General features: G+C 62.1%; 13 protein-coding genes and 2 pseudogenes. 6 read left to right on the top strand and 9 right to left on the bottom strand.

Features of this window, described 5'->3' with window-relative positions; genetic code table 11:
* The 3 genes from VMR39_RS24460 to VMR39_RS24450 all read right to left on the bottom strand — a co-directional run.
* On the bottom strand, positions 1-874 hold an 874-nt coding region (locus tag VMR39_RS24460; RefSeq protein WP_325420119.1), incomplete at its 3' end, for a radical SAM protein.
* Positions 871-2,283 (bottom strand): His-Xaa-Ser system radical SAM maturase HxsB, encoded by a 1,413-nt coding sequence (gene hxsB, locus VMR39_RS24455; RefSeq protein WP_325420117.1) that lies wholly within the window; start codon positions 2,281-2,283, stop codon positions 871-873. The genes hxsB and VMR39_RS24460, both read right to left, overlap by 4 nt.
* A complete protein-coding gene (locus VMR39_RS24450) occupies positions 2,280-2,570 on the bottom strand; it encodes a hypothetical protein (RefSeq protein WP_325420115.1) in 291 nt (96 codons plus the stop codon). The genes hxsB and VMR39_RS24450 overlap by 4 nt, the downstream gene beginning before the upstream one ends.
* A gap of 102 nt (positions 2,571-2,672) precedes the next feature.
* Here VMR39_RS24450 and VMR39_RS24445 point away from each other — a divergent pair, with 102 nt between their 5' ends.
* The 4 genes and pseudogenes from VMR39_RS24445 to ltrA all read left to right on the top strand — a co-directional run bounded on the left by VMR39_RS24445 (position 2,673) and on the right by ltrA (position 5,726).
* On the top strand, positions 2,673-3,326 hold the full coding sequence (locus VMR39_RS24445; RefSeq protein WP_325420113.1) for a hypothetical protein: 654 nt from the start codon (positions 2,673-2,675) through the stop codon (positions 3,324-3,326).
* A 90-nt stretch (positions 3,327-3,416) separates the two neighbouring features.
* On the top strand, positions 3,417-3,551 hold the full coding sequence (locus VMR39_RS24440; protein ID WP_325420111.1) for a hypothetical protein: 135 nt from the start codon (positions 3,417-3,419) through the stop codon (positions 3,549-3,551).
* A 139-nt stretch (positions 3,552-3,690) separates the two neighbouring features.
* Positions 3,691-3,780: pseudogene (locus VMR39_RS24435) on the top strand (integrase); the annotation flags it as partial.
* A gap of 671 nt (positions 3,781-4,451) precedes the next feature.
* Positions 4,452-5,726 (top strand): group II intron reverse transcriptase/maturase, encoded by a 1,275-nt coding sequence (gene ltrA, locus VMR39_RS24430; protein WP_325420108.1) that lies wholly within the window; start codon positions 4,452-4,454, stop codon positions 5,724-5,726.
* A 154-nt stretch (positions 5,727-5,880) separates the two neighbouring features.
* Here the strand turns inward: ltrA and VMR39_RS24425 are convergent, their stop codons facing one another.
* The 3 genes from VMR39_RS24425 to VMR39_RS24415 form a co-directional block, all read right to left on the bottom strand.
* Positions 5,881-9,024, bottom strand: a complete 3,144-nt coding sequence (locus VMR39_RS24425) for an efflux RND transporter permease subunit (protein ID WP_325420106.1) — start codon at positions 9,022-9,024, stop codon at positions 5,881-5,883.
* Positions 9,021-10,112, bottom strand: coding sequence for an efflux RND transporter periplasmic adaptor subunit (locus tag VMR39_RS24420; protein WP_325420104.1), 1,092 nt, complete (start codon positions 10,110-10,112; stop codon positions 9,021-9,023). Before VMR39_RS24420 ends, VMR39_RS24425 begins: the two co-directional genes overlap by 4 nt.
* 84 nt (positions 10,113-10,196) lie before the next feature.
* On the bottom strand, positions 10,197-10,814 hold the full coding sequence (locus VMR39_RS24415; RefSeq protein WP_325420102.1) for a TetR/AcrR family transcriptional regulator: 618 nt from the start codon (positions 10,812-10,814) through the stop codon (positions 10,197-10,199).
* Positions 10,815-10,906: 92 nt separating this feature from the next.
* On the opposite strand from VMR39_RS24415, the gene VMR39_RS24410 reads away from it, so the two are divergent.
* Both VMR39_RS24410 and VMR39_RS24405 read left to right on the top strand, forming a co-directional pair.
* Entirely contained in the window at positions 10,907-12,358 is a 1,452-nt protein-coding gene (locus tag VMR39_RS24410) for an efflux transporter outer membrane subunit (RefSeq protein ID WP_325420100.1), read from the top strand.
* A 408-nt stretch (positions 12,359-12,766) separates the two neighbouring features.
* A pseudogene (locus tag VMR39_RS24405) lies at positions 12,767-14,300 on the top strand (integrase catalytic domain-containing protein).
* Between the two features lie 614 nt (positions 14,301-14,914).
* Here the strand turns inward: VMR39_RS24405 and VMR39_RS24400 are convergent.
* From VMR39_RS24400 to VMR39_RS24390, 3 genes are read right to left on the bottom strand one after another with little or no spacing between them, the layout of a single operon-like run.
* The gene (locus VMR39_RS24400; RefSeq protein WP_325420098.1) at positions 14,915-15,166 is read right to left on the bottom strand and encodes a Gfo/Idh/MocA family oxidoreductase; all 252 of its coding nucleotides are present in this window, start codon (positions 15,164-15,166) and stop codon (positions 14,915-14,917) included.
* Between the two features lie 22 nt (positions 15,167-15,188).
* Positions 15,189-16,619, bottom strand: a complete 1,431-nt coding sequence (locus VMR39_RS24395) for an efflux transporter outer membrane subunit (RefSeq protein WP_325420096.1) — start codon at positions 16,617-16,619, stop codon at positions 15,189-15,191.
* On the bottom strand, positions 16,616-17,767 hold the full coding sequence (locus VMR39_RS24390) for an HlyD family secretion protein (protein ID WP_325420094.1): 1,152 nt from the start codon (positions 17,765-17,767) through the stop codon (positions 16,616-16,618). The genes VMR39_RS24395 and VMR39_RS24390 overlap by 4 nt, the downstream gene beginning before the upstream one ends.
* Positions 17,768-17,773 lie beyond the last annotated feature (6 nt).

Here is a 17,773-nt window from a genome sequence, read left to right as displayed (position 1 = left end):
CGTGCGTCAGCGCCATGCCGATCGGCCGGAAGTCCGCGCGATGATCGACATAGAGGTTCGACCAGCGCCCTTTAGCGAAGCCGATATTCTCCAGTTGCATGATTGACCATGCCTCAACGAATTGCAGGCGCGCCGCGACGTAACGCGCAAGGTCGGGAAGTGCGTGATGATTGGGCGTGACCAGCACAGTCCGCAACTCGACCCGTGCGCCCGCCATGATGAGGTGGGCAAACCCTTCCTCAAGCTGCGAGAATGCGCCGCGTTTGCCGACAATTTCGTCATGCAACGCCGGTTCGGCAGCATAGAGCGGAATACCCCAACTGACCTGTCGATAGAGCGACGCGCGCAGGCGGGAGATATCGTGAGCGTCGAAATGCTGCGCGTTGGTCAGGATGTGGAAACTGAGGTCAGGCCGTGCCGTCAGCACTCGCTCGACCATGCCCAATAACTGATCTTTGTAGAGTGTCGGCTCGCCACCCGATATGCCGATCAGCATATCCGGCTCCGCCAGCAAGCAGGCCTGCTCCAGCAGGTCGAAGCGATCGTCATGGGTTTTCTTTGGTGGCTGCGAACACATCACGCAAAGCTGGTCGCAGCGTTCCGTGACCAGCAACGTGTTATGCGGCGAGCCGGATCGTAACAGCCGCTCCAACCGTCCGGCCTGCGGGCGCACCAGCACTACATCGCCGTCAAGGTCTTCCGCCGTCGCCCCGTCGATTGCGAACAGGCCGCTCTCGCCTGCAAAGGTCGCACCCAGCGCGTCGGATTCGACAAGGATCGCATCGGCGCTGTGCATTGACGTCCCGGTCGCGCGCAGGCGCGTGACGAAAGGCGCGTCCGCTTCCGCTTCTGCCGAGAGCAGCAGCGGGATCATGCCATCACCTCGCCGAAACTGTCAGGAATAGAGGGCAGCCGCAGCCATTGGGCCAGCGAGTGGCGCACTTTCTCGCAATCGGTATAAAGCAGCCGGAAGATGAGGTCGAACAGGTGCATATGGCGGCGGCAGAAGGCCGTGTCGTACCGGGCCATGTCGATCCGGCCGTAACGGGCGAGATCGTCAATCGGGTCGCGCCCGCAATAAGGCTGGTAGGCGCACCGCATACAGGCCGGATCGAACTGGTTGGTCGCGTGGCTGTTCAACAAGTCCCGTGCCTCGCTGTCCCAGCCCGTTTCGATCGTGCCTATCGACAGGTCGATGACGCCGGAGCGCGACAGCATCCGGGCCTCATCGGTCGGATAAACGGCCCCGTCATGGTCCACCACAATATAGTCGTGGCCCATCGGGTTCGGGTTACGCAGATCGACGTGGCGCTCGCGTCCCGGCTGGAATATCCGCCGCAAACCGATGCTGAAATAGGTTTCCTCCAGCACTCGGTCCTGATCCGCCCAGTTGCGTTCGATCAGGCGGTGGATGAAGCCTTCGTAATAGCTGCGCCACGTCTCGTCCTGCTCGCGCGCCTGCTTGTGCCGCTTGCGGGCAAAACCCTGATAGTTGATCGGGCGCAGGAAAATGCTGTCCATGCCATAGGCAACATAAGCGTCGATCAGGTCGTCAGCCGCTGGCGGTGTTGCCGCATTGATCGTCGGCAGCGCCGATACCTTGCTTGGGCCGTAGCGGTTCACGATGAAGCGCAGGTTGCGGAAAAAGGCCGATGTCGTTCCTGCGTCTTTTGTGCGGTGACGACCATGCGTGACTTCATCGCCGTCGAGCGATGTACTGATAAACACATCGGGCCTGTCGAAGATGGCCAGCAACTCGTCGTCAATATGCTGGAGGTTTGAGCAAATGACGAACTGGCGCTGCGCAAAACGCTCGGCTTTCTCCATCACCGCCAGGAGCAAGTCCGGGCGCAATGTCGGCTCGCCGCCCTGAAACTCGATCTTGAGGCGGTCGCAGGCAAGACCGTCAATCGTCGCCAGAACCGCCGCCAGAGTTTCTTCGCTCCAGTCGAAACCGGCGCGGTCGATATTCACCCGCGAAACTTGGCAATAGCTGCAATCAAGGTTGCAGCGGAGCGTCGGCACGAGAATCAGATAATCGAGCGGCGCGGCTGGCGCGATCCTCCGCGCCACCGCCCGGCTATGCGCCGCGAACGCGAGGCTGTCAGCGTTCTCAATCAGATGTCCAGCCGCCCGCAGACTGAATCTGTCGCCTTCCGTTTCGGCACCATCGACCAGTCGCCCGACAAAGGCATCGGCCCCAAGGAAAAAACGCCCACTGTCATTGACGAAAATCGTCGCCCCGTCAGGTAACGCCCGCGACCGGAGCGGCAAGAAGCTCATGACAGCAGGTTTTCGAGCAGCATGGCACGCCGCGAACGGGCCCGATTGAGCAGTTTCCCATTGAGCAGCGCCGCGCGCCATATCCGGCGCAGGCTGTCTGCATCGGGCGCTCCTGACAGTTCAATCGCGGTATCGGTTAGCTTGACCTGCACTCCCGCGTAGGTCGACATGATCCATAATGCCGCTGCATCTTCGCCCGCCGCAAATGCCGCCCCTGTTTGGCGGGCTATCATCGTCTGCCCCATTGCTTCCCCCAAAAGCGCCATTTGCAATTGGGTATGGAACATCCTGCACCACCACAAGCATAAATACGTCCGATCGCATGTGTTTGTGTGGCTGCGCCGTAGCTATGCTTTGGTAATCATGGTTGCAATATTAGGGGCATTGTTTTGAACCATCCTAAAGGTCATCACCACAAAGCGGCATCTGACGAGGCCAAAGCTCCGCAGACCTCGATCATGATCTGGGCAGGCGTTGGTGTGATCGCCCTGCTCGCAGTGATCGGCCAGTGTTCCTCATCAAACACCGCCGGCAGCACTGCCACGGAAGCCTCCAACACGGCGCAGGCGGCAATCAGTGAAGCTATTGCCATACAGGCTCCCCCGCCGGTTCTCGAACTCAAGGGTTCCAGCGTCAAAGGTGGCGAAGCAAACCTGAAGAAGGTGGCGGTCGAGGGACTGCCGGGCGAAATGATATATAGTCAGAATTGTTACGATGCACTTGGCCGTCATTTCAGCTGGAATAAACTCGATATTTGCGGCGCGTTCGACATGGCCGCCGTTCGTGATCTTGGCGACAGCGATGCCACGGGCTTCGACAAGGAAACCGCATGGTTCGAGAACGAGACGGCAGCCGGGCGCTATCTCAAGGCCGCTGTCGCGGCAGGCGAGACGGAGGAAAGCGCCGATCAGCGTCTGAGCGATTTACAAGCCAGAATTATAAAATCATCTGCGGCCGAAAAGCCGGAGCCCATTCCGGCCGACGCTGTCAACGATGAAGAGAACGACTCCGATACCGATCCTTCCGCCGTGATGAACACATAAGCCGACTACGCAGGATCATAGACGATCTGGCCGATGAGGATTTGCAGGCCTGCGTGAAGCTTTTGGTCCACATCTACAGGGGATGCACCGATGCAGGTCGCCATCGAGATTGGCAGGCTGGCGCCGGCGGACAATCAGGATGGCATCGCGATATGGAAGCGCGTCGCTCTTTTAGTCAGCGACGCAATGGGGTTTGAAGCCGTCCAGCCCGTGACAGAACATTGATGACCACTAATGTTCGCGCTACCTGCCCGATTGCAATGCGGCCTATATCCAACAATTCATCCGGCGCTGCACGCCGCGCTAACTGGACGAAGATGATCGACGTATCATCGCTGCCTATTTCGGCGTCTCCGAGGTGACGCTACTTGTGCACACGAAGATCGAAAGCACGGTCCGATACCTCGGCGTTGATGTGGAGGACGCTTTAACTCTCGCAGAGGGCCCAGAAATCCAAGCCTGGCTCCTCGTCGCTGCGAGGACCCAGGATCTGGGCTGCGGCGGTCACGTACCAATCATGAAAATCGCAAAAGCGGAAGGTCCGCTGCCGGGGATGAAAATTTGTCTACTGAATGGCCGATTTGGGTGTGCGCCGTGCAAAGGCGGCACTTTCTAGTGGGTGACAGGCCCACCCGGCGATGCTCCAGCCGGAAGCAACCGGGGCAGGCATGGAGGTGACGAGATGTCTGAAGCCCCCGGATGACGGTCACATAGGTGACCGTGCGAGCGTACAGGCCGTAACGTGAGTGAACGCTGAGCAATCCTCGAAAAGGACGATGTGCAGGCCGACCCGTTAACCCTTACGGGGAAGGTTGATATGGACGGGCGAGTTTGAGCGACGTTCGAGCCCGTCTGCTGCACCGGGGTAGTGGCGACAGCATGTACGCAAGGAAAGTGCACGCAACACGGGAAGCCCCATGGCGTGCCGAGGGATCGGCAACCGGACGCCCGTGAGGGATGGGAAGGGCGCGGTGGGGTGGCGGAGAGGCCCGTAGTACCGGGGAAGCCGGGTAATGCCGGTGGAGGGAAGGAGCCTCAGTTCAAGACGAACGCAAGCAAGTGGTGAGGGGCAGGAGATTGGGAAACCTATCAACTCCGATAAGCGTCCAGAAGCTGCAGAAGGCGTTGCACGCGAAAGCGAAGGCAGAAGTCGGTTATCGTTTCTACGCGCTATATGACAAGATCAGCCGCGATGACATTCTGGCCCATGCCTATGCCCAGTGCCGCTCCAACAAGGGCGCGCCGGGTGTAGATGGACAGGACTTTGCGGACATCGAGGACTATGGCGTCGAACGATGGCTGGCGGAACTGGCGCTGTCGCTCAGGAAGGAGACGTACCGGCCGGAACCGATCAGACGTGTCTACATACCAAAAGCCAACGGCAAACTCAGGCCGCTGGGCATATCCACCGTGCGGGATCGGGTCTGCATGACAGCAGCAATGCTGGTACTCGAACCGATCTTTGAAGCCGACCTTCCACCGGAAATCTACGCCTACCGAGCCGGGCGCAATGCCCAGCAGGCTGTGGTCGAGGTGGAGGAGCAGCTGTTCCGTGGCCGACCGGATGTCGTGGACGCCGACCTTGCCGACTACTTTGGCACCATCCCTCACTTGGAGCTGATGAAATCAGTATCACGCCGGATCGTCGATCCGCGCGTGCTGCATCTGATCAAATCCTGGCTGGAATGCGCTGTCGAGGAAACGAACGACAAGGGCAGGAAGACACGAACGACGCAGGCCCGCGATCAGCGGCGCGGCATCCCGCAAGGATCACCCATCTCACCATTGCTGGCGAATATCTACATGCGCCGGTTCGTGCTGGGATGGCGGAAGCTCGGCCTGGGGCAACGCCTCGGCTCGCGGCTCATTACCTACGCCGATGATCTCGTGATCCTGTGCCAGAAGGGCAAGGCGGAAGCCGCGCTCGATCATATGCGGGGGCTCATCGAGAAGCTGAAGCTGACGGTAAATGAGGAAAAGACACGCATGTGCAAGGTGCCGGACGAGATGTTCGACTTTCTGGGCTACACGTTCGGTCGGATGTACTCTGCGAAAACCGGCAAAGCCCGCATAGGCTACCGGCCATCAAAGAAAAGCATCCAGCGCGTGGTCGAAACGATCCACACGCTTACGGACCGGGCGGGCACTTGGCAGGATACCACATATCTGGTGGCCAAGATGAACCGGGTGCTGCGCGGACGGGCCAACTACTTCTCGGTTGGCACCACGAGCAAAGCCTACCGGGCCATCGACAGCTACACAGCAGTGCGGTTGCGTCGGTGGCTGCGGGCCAAACATAAAACCAGGCGAAAACGCGCGGGAGCTTATCACACCCCCGAGCTGTACGAGCGCTTCGGCCTCGTGCGTCTGGCGGACCTGGCTGCAGCCCGTCGTGGGTGAAGGCGTGATGTCTTGTCCGAGAGCCGGATGCGGGAGATCTGCATGTCCGGTTCGATGAGCAGGGAGTGGAAACGGACCGTCTGGCAAGCCCCACAGGCGCGCCGCACGATACCGCGCCACTTCCTGACTCTACCGACGACAGATGGCCTCCCTCCTAGGCCGCCACCGGGTTTGCGCTAGGCAGCGGACTGGGAGGCTCCTCACGGGATTGCGGCTTGATCTTGAACCACAGGGCATACAGCGCGGGCAGGAACACCAAGGTCAGGATCGTGCCGCCGAGCGTCCCACCGATCAGGGTCACCGCCATCGATCCCCAAAAGACTGAACTGATGAGGGGCACAAATGCGAGCACCGCCGCCAGCGCGGTCAGAATTACCGGTCGGGAACGTTGCACCGTCGCCTCGACCACGGCGTGGTAGGGGTCCATCCCTTCCTTCTCATGGTCGTGGATTTGGCCGATCAGAATGAGCGTGTTTCGCATCAGGATGCCAGCAAGGGCGATCAGGCCGAGAATGGCGTTGAAGCCGAACGGTTGGCCGCTGATCAGCAACGTAGGAACGACGCCGATCAGCCCCAGAGGCGCGGTCAGCAGCACGATCGCCATGGCCGACAGGCTGCGCACCTGGAGGATGATGACGATCATCATCAGCACTATCATGATCGGGAAGATCGGTGCGAGTGCCGAATTGGCCTTCTCGGCCTCTTCGATCGAACCAGCCATATCGATGTGGTAGCCGGACGGCAGTTCCTTGATTATCGGCTGGAGCTTCTGGAGCATCGCGGCCGAGACGTCGGGTGGTTGCAGTCCCTCAGCGATGTCGCCACGAACGGTGATCGTCGGTAACCGATCGCGGCGCTGAAGGATCGGGTCCTCCATCCGCACTTCCAGTTCGCCGATCTGGCTGACCGGCACGCGCTGGCCATTGGCGCCGGTCAGCATATAGTCGCCGATCCGCGTCGGATCGAGCCGATCGTTGCCACTTGAGCGCGCCACGACATCGACGGTGCGGATATCCTCACGCGCTTGGCTGACGGTAGCGCCGGTGAGCAGAAACTGAAGCTGCTGCGCCACGACACTGGACGTCAGGCCGAGCGCACGCAGCCGATCCTGCTCAAGGACGAAGTGCAGGGCAGGCGCCCGATCGCCCCAGTCTGCGTTCACGGTTCGCATCATCGGATCGTCCTGCATGATCTTCTGCGCTTTGGCCGCGATGGTGCGGACCGTCGCCACATCAGGGCCACTCACCCGGAAGGCGACGGGGAAGGGCGAATAGGGACCAAAAACCAGCTGGGTCGCGCGCACCCGTGCCTGAGGCGCGAGGCCGTCGGCCGCGGCCTGGCGTAGCCGAACTTTCAGGGCATCGCGCGCTTCCTCGTCAGCGGTGAGGACTATGATCTTTGCAAAGGAGGGGTCGGGCAGTTCGGGCGACAGCGACATGAAGAAACGCGGGGCCCCCTGGCCGACATAAGCGGTCACGATTTTGGCTTCGGGCTGTTTACGCAGCCAGGCCTCGACTTGCTTTGCGGCCTCGCTGGTGCGGGTGATCGCCGTTCCCTTGGGCATCTGCACCTCGACCAACACTTCGGGCCGATCGGACGCGGGGAAGAATTGTTTGTTGACGAACGGCATGCCGGCACCTGCAATCAGGAACGCGCCGAGTGTCGCGAGCGCGACAAGTTTCTTGCGCCGCACTGCCCAGGCGATGACGCTGCGCACTTTCTCATAGCGTGGCGTCTGGTAGATTGCGGCATGTCCGCCTTCCACGGGCTTGATATGCGGCAGCATCTTCACGCCCATATATGGCGTGAAGATCACCGCGACGAACCAGGAGGCGATCAGGGCGAAGCCAACGACCCAGAAGATGTTGCCGGCATATTCGCCGGCGGTCGATTGCGCGAACCCGACCGGCATCAACCCAATCACCGTCACCAGCGTTCCGGCCAGCATGGGCGAGGCGGTATGGCTCCAGGCGTAGGCGGACGCGCGGATGCGATCGTAGCCCTCCTCCATCTTCACCACCATCATCTCAATGGCGATAATGGCATCATCAACCAGCAGGCCGAGCGCGAGGATCAGTGCGCCGAGCGTGATCCGGTCAAGAACGCGGCCGGTGGCCCACATGATGACGAGCACGATAGCCAGCGTCAGCGGCACCGCCGCCGCCACGACGATGCCGACCCGCCAGCCCAGGCTCACAAGACTGACGATCATCACGATCGCCAGCGCTTCCAGGAAAGTGTGCATGAACTGGTTGACCGCCTCGGAGATGTTGACCGACTGATCGGTGACCGGGGTCAGGCTCATGCCGAGGGGAAGTTCCTCTGTGATCTTCTCAATTTCCGCCTTCAACGATTGGCCCAGTTCAAGGCCGTTCCATCCTTCGCGCATGACGACGCCGAGCAGCAATGCGGGCTCGCCTTGGCTGCGGATCAGGAAGGCGGCGGGGTCTTCGTAACCACGCTCGACCTTGGCGATTTCGGACAGGCGCAGGGTGGCCCCATTTGCAACGATGGGCAGGTCGCGGATTTTGGACAGGTCGTCGAACGCCCCGTCTATGCGCACAATGACCTGCTGCCCCTTGGTTTCGATCGAGCCTGCGGGCGTGATCATATTCTGCGCCGCCAGCGCAGCGAAGATGTCGCGTGGCGAGACGCCAAGCGTCGCCAGCCGCTCCTGGGCGAATTCGACATAGATGCGCTCAGGGCGCTCGCCCACGATATTGATTTTGTTGACGCCAGGAACATGCAGCAAGCGCTGGCGCAGAGTTTCGGCTTCCCGTGCGAGCAACCGCTGCGGCTCGCCCCTGGCCTTGAGGGCATAAAGGGCGAAGGTGACGTCGCCATATTCGTCGTTCACGAATGGCCCGACCGCACCATGCGGCAGATTGGGCGCTTCGTCCGACATCTTCTTGCGAGCCTGGTAAAATTGGTCCGGCACGTCTTCGGGGGGCGTCGTGTCCCGCAAGGTCAATGTGGTGAAGGCCAGGCCGGGCCGTGTGAAGGTTTCGCTGCGGTCGTACCAGCGCAGTTCCTGCAAACGCTTTTCCAGTGGCTCGGCGACCTGATCCTGCATCTCCTGAGCGGTCGCGCCGGGCCAGGCGGTGACGACCGTCATCACCTTGATGGTGAAGCCTGGATCCTCCGCGCGTCCCAGCTTCAGGAACGCCACGCTGCCCGCCAGAATGATAGCGATCAGGAAGAACAATGTGACCGATCGCTCGCGGACAGCCAGCGCGGATAGATTGAACCGGCTCGGCTTACCGGGCTCATTTCCGGGCAGACCATGCTGCCCGCTCATCGGGCTGCACCTGCGGCCGGGGCAGCGATTCGGACCTCCTGACCCTGATGCAACATATGGGCGCCCATCGCGACGAAGCGGTCGCCCGACTTAAGTCCCGATGCCACGGTGGCGGTCTCTTCACCAAGGGCGGAGACGCGAACCGGCCGCCACGCGACCGTTGGCTTGGTGCCCGCTCTAACGATCCAGACGCCCGGACCTCGCCCGGTGTCGTGCAGCGCGCCAAGCGGCACTTGGGTCGCAACCTCTTCGCCTGGCGCAGCAAGGGTCACCGTGACGGTGGATCCTAGCGGCGCCCGGGCGACCGCGCCTGAAAGAACATAGCGGGCTTCAAACGTGCGCGAAGCTGGATTGGCGAAGTCAGCGAGCTGGCGCAGGGTGGCGCTGCCGGTCGCGCCGTCATAGGTGCGGGCCCGGGCGGCAGAGTTCAATGAGGGCCGCACCGTTTCGGGCAATTGCACCAGGGCTTCGCGCGGTCCCGACCGCGCTAATCGTATGACGGTCTGTCCGGCCGCAACCACCTGTCCGGGTTCTGCCAGCGTCTCGACGACTGTGCCGTCGGCATCGGCGAGCAGGACGCCATAGTTTGTTTCGTTACGTGCCACATTGGCCTGCGCCTGTGCTGCGGTGAGCTGAGCGCGCGCTGAATCGGCGGCTGCCTTGGTTTGGTCGTAAGTGGAGGCCGATACGGCGCCCGCGCCCACCAGATCGCGGTAACGCTTCTCATCGGCTGCAGTCTGCAATGCGCGCGCCCGGGCGGCTTCGACGGTGCCTTGTGATGCGCGGCTCGCGAGCGCGAGGTCGGCAAGGTCGATCCGCATAAGCGGCTGTCCGCGGCGAACGACCTGTCCGGCATCAACCATACGCTCGATCACCTTTCCACCGACCCGAAAGCCCAGATCGCTCTGCACGCGTGCCGCAACGATGCCGGTAAACTCGCGTGTCGCGGCATTGGCCAGGCTTGAAGTGGTTATCCTGACGAGTGGCGGCTGTGTCCGTGGATCGGATGGGGTGCGGTCGCACCCGGCCAGTGCGATCGAAAGCAGGACGGGAAGGCCAAGGGCAAGATGACGATAGCGATGGGACACGCACGATTCCTCCGAAGTATGGAGGATCGATAAGTGTCTAGTGACTATATTGTCAATAGGTCACATCAATTGATCTGGCCGGGTTTAGGGTGCTAGGCTTCGCAGGATGAGGCCCATCACCTCGCCTTGGGCGTCCGGAAGCAAGTCCAGATTCCGCTCGAGATGCAGTGGATCGATAAAGGGGGTCATCGCGTAGAAGATCGATCGGCAGATTTCGTCGATCGGTGTCTTGCGTTCGAACTCCCCGTTTTCGCGTCCATCCCGGATGATCTCCTCCAGCATCACTTTGAGGGCATCGGCGTACACTTGCGTCGATGACCAACGCTCCTTCGCCGATAGCGCCGCAATCTCAAAGATTTTTCGATCATCGAAAAAAAGGGCGACGCTAAGCGCAGTAACGCTTTTGAACATACGACGGAGCCGGTCGGTCGCGCTGCCGCCTTCATCGATGGCGGCACACGCCTCGCCGAGGATTTGCACGAGGCGGGCGCTACAGATGGCTTCGCCGATCGCCTGTTTCGATTCGAAGAAGCGATAGATATAGGCTTTCGAGAAGCCGATCTCGCGCGCCAGGTCAGAGACCGCGGTTTTGCCATAGCCGTAGCGCGCAAAACATTCATTCGCTGCTTCGACGATCTGGTCACGTACGCTGTGTTCGGCCGGCCCGCGGGTCGAGGCCGTTGGAGTGGATGCCTTAGTCATGCTGGCTTCTTAAACCCTCTAGCCGGCATTGACAAACAGTAACCATAAGGAACATTAGTCATATATTGAACTCAATCTCTCAAGGCTTGAACATGCGACACCGTCGATCCGCATTCCTGTTGTCAGCTATGGCCGCGCTTCTGGGCGGCTGTGCTGTCAGGCCTCGCTACGTCGCGCCGGTTTCCTCGGCGCCAACTGCTTTTGTCGGCGCTCCCGCCGTCGATTCGCGAACTGCGGCAACGCAGATGGCGGACCTGGTCGATTGGTGGCAGGCGTTCGACGACCCGCTGCTGACGAGTCTCGTCGAACGCGCGCTCGCCCAGAATCTGGATCTGCAGCGGGCAAGCGCGCGCGTCGTTCAGGCGCGCGCTGCGCTGAAGAATGCCAACGCCGCGCTCCTGCCATCCGGCCAGGTGAGCGGTCAGGGTGGCGAAACCTATCAGTCGCTGGAAACTCCGATCGGACGGATTGGCAGCGCGTTCCCGCAGTTCGAGCGTTCGACCGAAACCTATGAGCTTAATCTTGGCGCCAGTTGGGAAATCGACCTGTTCGGTGGCCGTGACGCCGCTCGCGACGCGGCCCGCGCGGATTGGCAGGCATCGGCGGCGGCAGCAGTCGCCGCACGCCTTGCAGTGGCTGCGCAGACTGCAGATACCTATATCGCAATCCGTACCTTGCAGGCGCGCCTCGACGTGGCGCGCGCGCAAACCGACACCCAGCAGAAACTCGTCGATCTGATCACCCTTCAATATCGCAAAGGCGTCGCGGCCGAGCTACAGGTTCGCCAGGCCGAAGGCGCGCTGGCGCAGGTGCGCGCCTCGATCCCGGCTTTACAGAACGAACTCGACATGGCGATGAATGCCCTCGACGTGCTGATCGGCGTTCAGCCCGGCACAACCCGATCCGAACTGGCGCCTCTCTCCCCGATACCGCTGCCCCCCGCAGTATCGACGGCGGGCGGGCCGGCAGCGCTTTTGCGGCGTCGGCCCGATATCATTGCGGCGGAACGGACGCTTGCTGCTTCCAACGCACGGATCGGGGTCGCCGTCTCTGAATATTATCCTAAAATCTCGCTCAGCGGTCTGCTTGGAACTGCGACGACGGCGACAGGTGGTCTGTTCACTGGCAATGCGACCCAAGCCAACGGCGTGTTTGGCTTGCGATGGCGCCTGTTCGACTTCGGGCGGGTCGATGCCGAGATCAGGGCCGCCAAAGGCCGCAATGCCGAGGCGCTGGCTGCGTATCGCCTGACCGTCCTGCGTGCGTCGCAGGATGTCGAGGATGCCTTCTCGACATTGGTCCAGCAGGAGGCGCGTGCGGCAGCTTTGTCACAAGGTGAAACAGCACTGAGGCGTGCACGGACCTCCTCTCTTGCTGCTTACAAGGGTGGGGCGGTCAGCTTGATCGAAGTGCTCTATGCCGACCGTCGGCTCCTCGAAACCCAAGACGGTGCGATCCAGGCGCGCGCTGCGGCGAGCCGCGGAGCGGTCACTTCGTTCCGCGCGCTGGGTGGCGGCTGGGATCCGGTTCCGGCGATGAACTGAAAGACTGGCGAGACGATTGTGCGTGCGGAGGGTGTGCGGTTGCAATGCATGACGGTGCGCCGAAAGAATGGATCGCCAGGCAAAACATGCTCCCGCGCGGCTATGGCTTCGCTGCAACGGGAAGGCGGAATGGCGCGCCTAGCCGAGACCCACCGGGAACTCGTAGAAATCGAAAAGCAGGTCCGCCAGGCAACGGCGAAACACAATGCTTTTCTTTTGGAATTGGGCCTACCCTCCCTGCCGGGGGCTGGGTGAAAGATACATGCCTAGTAGGCTAGCCTATCGCCTGAGGCCCCGCGTGCCGCGCGACAATCAGGATGAGAGAGCGTGTTGCCTCGCCTGAATTGCTCCCGAGTGTTGTCCATTTGCCTCATCTAAAATGCTCCCGACGGTGGCAGGGAGTAAACGATGAGGAAGGTGAGCATGGCGACGCGGAAAGAATTGGTTGAAGCGGTTGGCGAGCGGTATCGCGCGGCTGACCGAACGAGCAAGGGCAAGGTTCTCGACGAGTTCGTCGCAGTCACAGGATTGCACCGCAAGCATGCGATGCGGATTTTGCGAGAGAAGGCGCCGTCGCGGCAGACGGCGCGTCCCGAGCGCAGGATTTATACCGAGGCGGTGCGAACCGCGCTGATCCTATTGTGGGAAGCGAGCGACCGCCTCTGCGGTAAGCGGTTGCGGCTACACCGATCCTGATTGAGGCCATGGAAGGCCATGGCCATCTTGACCTGGAACCTGCGATCAAGGCGAAGTTGTTGCAGATGAGCGCAGCGACGATCGACCGGGCGTTGAAAACCGTGAGGGAAAGCAGTCCGAGGCTGCGGCGGCGGGGTGTGGCAGGATCCGAACTGAGGCGCAGCGTTCCGATCCGAACCTTCAGCGACTGGGGGGACCCGGCTCCGGGGCATATGGAAGCAGACCTTGTGTCACACAGCGGGCCGATAGCGAAGGGTAGCTGGGCCTGGACGCTTACGCTAACCGATATCGCGACAGGTTGGACCGAGTGCGCCCCGCTGCTGGTTCGCGAACAAACGCTGTTGGTTGCCGTACTTTCCGAACTGCGCAAGCTGATGCCGTTCCCATTGCTGGGGTTCGATTCTGACAATGACAGTGTGTTCATCAATGAGACCGTACGCGACTACTGTGCCGCGACTGGGGTCACCTTTACCCGTTGCCGGCCCTATCGGAAGAACGATCAGGCCTGGGTTGAGCAAAAAAATGGCTCCGTTGTGCGTCGCCTGGTGGGATATCGTCGGTTCGAGGGACTGGAAGCGGCCAGGTCGCTGGCGGAGTTGTACGCTGCATCCCGTCTTTTTGTGAACTTCTTCCAACCCTCGTTCAAACTGGCCGAGAAGCAGCGGGACGGAGCCAGAGTGTATAAACGCTATCATGCACCGGCGACGCCGTTCCAGCGCCTGATGGATGAGCCCCGGACCAGCGAGCAGACACGTCAGCAGCTTCGCCACCTCGCTGCCGGGCTGGATCCGGTTCGGCTGCTGCGCGACATCCGCGCGGCGCAGCAAAAACTGGTGGTACTCGCTGATGCCGTGGCCTCGGCGACACCGGCGGAGACAGCGTCGCCCCCGCCGCTGGACGCGTTTCTGTTGAGCCTGAGAACGTTATGGAAAAACGGCGAGGCGCGGCCTACGGCGGCAGCGAAACCACCGCAAAACCGGGGCGTCGCCGACCAGATCCACTGGTCCAGGTTGCCGACCAACTGGAAACCTGGTTCGAGGAAGAACCCTGGCGCACCGGACGGGAGTTGTTGGAAAGGCTCCAAGCAGAGCAACCGGGAAATTACCCCAATGGTCTCCTTCGGACGGTCCAACGTCGGCTAAAAGGCTGGCGCACTGAAAAAGCACGTGCCCTCGTGTTCAGTCATATGCCTGCGGTAACCTGCGAAGGCACAGCAGGCACTATGGCCATGATCAGCGCTCCGTGACGGGTGGCCGCTCCGCCTCGCCTACGGCTCGGCTGCACGGCCACCCGTCACGCAAATATCGCCATGACTGGCTATGTCCTGTAGGAGCATTTAAGTGAGGCAACCATCACTCTGTTCGGGAACATTCCCTCGTGAGGCAACACGGACCTTCGCGACAATCAAGTCCAACGAGGAAATGTCGCGCAGCGACAATCAAACCTGCGAGTAGCGCTTGCCAGCGTCAATCAAAGCAGGCACCACTTGAAAACCGCGACGATCAGTTCTCATCCTGATTGACGGAAACTTCTCATCCAGATCGCCGCGCCATACCCCGCGGGTCGTACATGTGAGACTTTCGTACGCCTGCCGGCGCCCGAAACCCTTCGACAAATCTGCCGTTCCTTGCGGCTCAGTCGTATGGCGGCTTCCGGCGCATGACCTGCCGGTCAGCTAGCGACCCAGTTCCCGACGTTTAGCTGGACGCAGATCTTTGCCGTCACCGGCCATTTGGTCATACTGCTCCCGGTCGAGACCGGGGTGACTGACACTGGGGACTTCCCTGCCTGTTAGCTACGGGAGTCACGAAGCGGGTCGCTGCCGCTCGCGACACTGCTAATTTAGCAACGGAGGCTTGATCAAGCGCCCTTGACCACGATCTTGCGGTGATGCGGCACCTTGACCGTTACCGAAACGACTTCGACCTCGGGTAAGGCGATCATCGCATTGACATTATCGAAGGCTTGCCCAATGCCGAGTTCACCGACGGTCTTCTGTTCGGACGCCGCACTGGCGTTCGCCGCTCCGACGATCCGGGAACCGTCGTGCAGCGCCTTCAGAGCCGTGACGTGCGCGATCGCCGCCCAGCTTCGACCCGGCTGAACACCCACAAGCCCTACGCCGATCGTCTGCTCAGTTATCGCTTTCTCCTGCCTTGCTTGATCCCGCTTCGCCCTTGGTGGGAAGGTTGATGCCATTCCAGCCTCCACCCAATGCCTGCCAAAGGCCAATCAGCGTGTTGAACTGCTGTTCGCGCACAGAGATCGCTGATAGCTCGACGGCGTAGAGGTTACGCTGCGCATCCAACTCGTCGAGAAAGGGCGAGTAGCCGCTGCGATAGCGGTCCCGCGCGATCGTCAGAGATCTTTGCAGGATGGTACGACGGGCAATCGCCCGGGCGATCTGCTCACGCAGCCGCTTCTCGCCGACCAACGCATTCTCGACTTCCCCGAACGCTGTCAGCACGGTGCCACGGTAGGCGAAAGCGGCCTGGTCACGCTGCGCATTCGCCTGGTCGAGCTGGGCGGTTAGCCGTCCACCCTGGAAGAGCGGCGCTAGGATGCTGCCGCCGAGCGACCACAGCGAGACGGGATCATAAGCGAGCTGGTCGACGAACAAGGCCCCCACCGACGCCGAAAGCGCGACGTCCGGCAGGAACTCGGCTCTGCGCGCCGCGATGACCCGGTCGGCCGCGACCAGTCGTGCCTCCGCTGACGCGATGTCCGGCCGTCGGCGCATCAGTTCGGACGGCATCAGGGCAGGTACCGGTGGCAGCTGCAACCCGACGAGAGTGCCGCGCAGAACCGCTCCCGGCAGGTCGCCGGTCAGCAGACGGAGCCCGTTCTCCTGGATTCGCTGCGCCTGTTCGAGTTGCGGGATCGTCTGCGCAATTGCTTCATATTCAGATTGCGCCTGCGTCAGCTCGAGCTGGGAACTGTACCCAAGCCGCGCCCGGTCCTCGGCGATGCGCCTCGCTTCGGCGCGCGAGGCGAGCGTCTGGCGCGTGACCGTCAGCTGGAGATCGATCGACAGCAACGTCACATAGGCCTGTCCCGTCGCAGCCGCGACCGCGAGCCGCGTCGCATCGCGATCCGCCGCGCTGGCGACATAGGCCGCACGCGCCGCACCCGTCAGCGCCCGCAGCCGTCCGAACAGGTCCAGCCTCCAGGAGGCATCAAGCGTCGGCTGAACGGCGAACACCCGGCTTGCCCGACCCGTCGTCGCGCTTAGCGACTGGTCATAGGCACCGCCGCCGCTTACGCTGATCGTGGGCAGACGCGCGGCGTGGGCCAGTCGAATTTGCGTTTCGGCTTCCTCGACCCGCGATGCCGCAAGAAGAACATCCGTGTTGTTCGCGAGCGCACGTTCCACCACCTGCCCGAGGCCTTCGTCCCCAAACGCGAACCACCAATCGGCGCTGACGGGGACGACGGGGCCGCTCGCTTCGTCACGCCACGTCGCGGGAGGTGCAACGCTGGCGGTTGCGGGCGGCGGACGATTTGCCGGCACGCATCCGGCAAGGACGACCGAGACAAGTGCGGCGCTCAGGACCCGCCGCTTCATCGCCGCGTCTCCTCCGGCGACGGCGCTCCGCTGGTGTCGACGCTGGCGACGACGGACATGCCGGGACGCAGGCGTTTAGCCAGCGGATCACGGCGGTCGACCGCAAGCCGCACCGGGATACGCTGAACGATCTTGGTGAAGTTGCCGCTGGCGTTGTCGGGTCGAAGCACGCTGAACTCCGATCCGGTGGCGGGCGCGAACTGCTCGATGCGGGCATCGATCCGGGTGCCGTCGAGCGCGTCCACCGTGAACGAAGCCGGCTGGCCAATCCTCATTCGAGCGGTCTGCGTTTCCTTGAAGTTCGCCACCACCCATAGCTGGTCCGGCACCAGGAACAGGAGCTGCGATCCGGCTTGGACGTACTGGCCGACGCGAACAGACGCCTCGCTGATCTGCCCATCGCGTGGAGCGCGGATCACGGTGTTGGCTAGGTTGATGCGGGCCAGATCAACCTGCGCCCTGGCCTGCGCGACGCGGCCCTCGAGCGCCCCGCGCGATACCACGGTGGCGCGGATCGTCTCCTGCTGCGCATCGATGCCAGCTTCTGCACGGGTGACCGAAGCAGCGGCGGTCCGTTCGGTGGCGCGTACCGAGTCGCGCTCGCGCAGGCTGACCGAACCGCGATCGGCAAGCTCGCCGACGCGCAGGATATCGGCTCCGGCACGCGCTCGTTCCGCCGCCGCTTGCGCGAGATCCGCCTGCCGCGTTCGTAGGGCAGCCTTGTTCTGGGCCAGCGTCTGAGCCCAGTTGGCGAGTTCCGCCTCCGCAACCTGAAGCTGCGCCAGCGCCGAATCGAGCTGCTGCTGGTAAATGCGCGGATCTATCCGCAGCAGCACCTGCCCACGCCGCACATGCGCGAAGTCGCGCACCTCGCTTTCGACGACATAGCCAGCAACCTGCGGGGCCAGGGCAGTGATCTGGCCACGCACATAGGCGTTTTCGGTCGTCGCCATCGGGCTGGTGAACGGCCACAGGCGCCACGCGTAGAGGATCAGCAGCACGCCAAGGACGAACACGACTGCCATGACGATGATGACCTTGGGGGATGCCTTGATCGTCTTGGGCGGCGCGGGCTGCTCCGGCACTCCGGCGTCGGTTGCAGGGTCTTCCGTCGCGCCGGACGGTCGCTGAAGGGCGGTGTCGGTCATCGAATG

The organism is Sphingobium sp. (assembly GCF_035511395.1).
Lineage (GTDB): Bacteria > Pseudomonadota > Alphaproteobacteria > Sphingomonadales > Sphingomonadaceae > Sphingobium.
The sequence above is the reverse complement of the archived record's forward strand: the minus strand, read 5'-3'. Positions and strand labels throughout refer to the sequence as shown.

Bases quoted from the DNA above. Each gene is read 5' to 3' on its own strand.
- hxsB (WP_325420117.1), bottom strand. From the start codon at position 2,283: ATGAGCTTCTTGCCGCTCCGGTCGCGGGCGTTACCTGACGGGGCGACG.
- VMR39_RS24450 (WP_325420115.1), bottom strand. From the start codon at position 2,570: ATGTTCCATACCCAATTGCAAATGGCGCTTTTGGGGGAAGCAATGGGG.
- VMR39_RS24440 (WP_325420111.1), top strand. From the start codon at position 3,417: ATGCAGGTCGCCATCGAGATTGGCAGGCTGGCGCCGGCGGACAATCAG.
- VMR39_RS24425 (WP_325420106.1), bottom strand. From the start codon at position 9,024: ATGAGCGGGCAGCATGGTCTGCCCGGAAATGAGCCCGGTAAGCCGAGC.
- VMR39_RS24415 (WP_325420102.1), bottom strand. From the start codon at position 10,814: ATGACTAAGGCATCCACTCCAACGGCCTCGACCCGCGGGCCGGCCGAA.
- VMR39_RS24410 (WP_325420100.1), top strand. From the start codon at position 10,907: ATGCGACACCGTCGATCCGCATTCCTGTTGTCAGCTATGGCCGCGCTT.
- VMR39_RS24395 (WP_325420096.1), bottom strand. From the start codon at position 16,619: ATGAAGCGGCGGGTCCTGAGCGCCGCACTTGTCTCGGTCGTCCTTGCC.
- VMR39_RS24390 (WP_325420094.1), bottom strand. From the start codon at position 17,767: ATGACCGACACCGCCCTTCAGCGACCGTCCGGCGCGACGGAAGACCCT.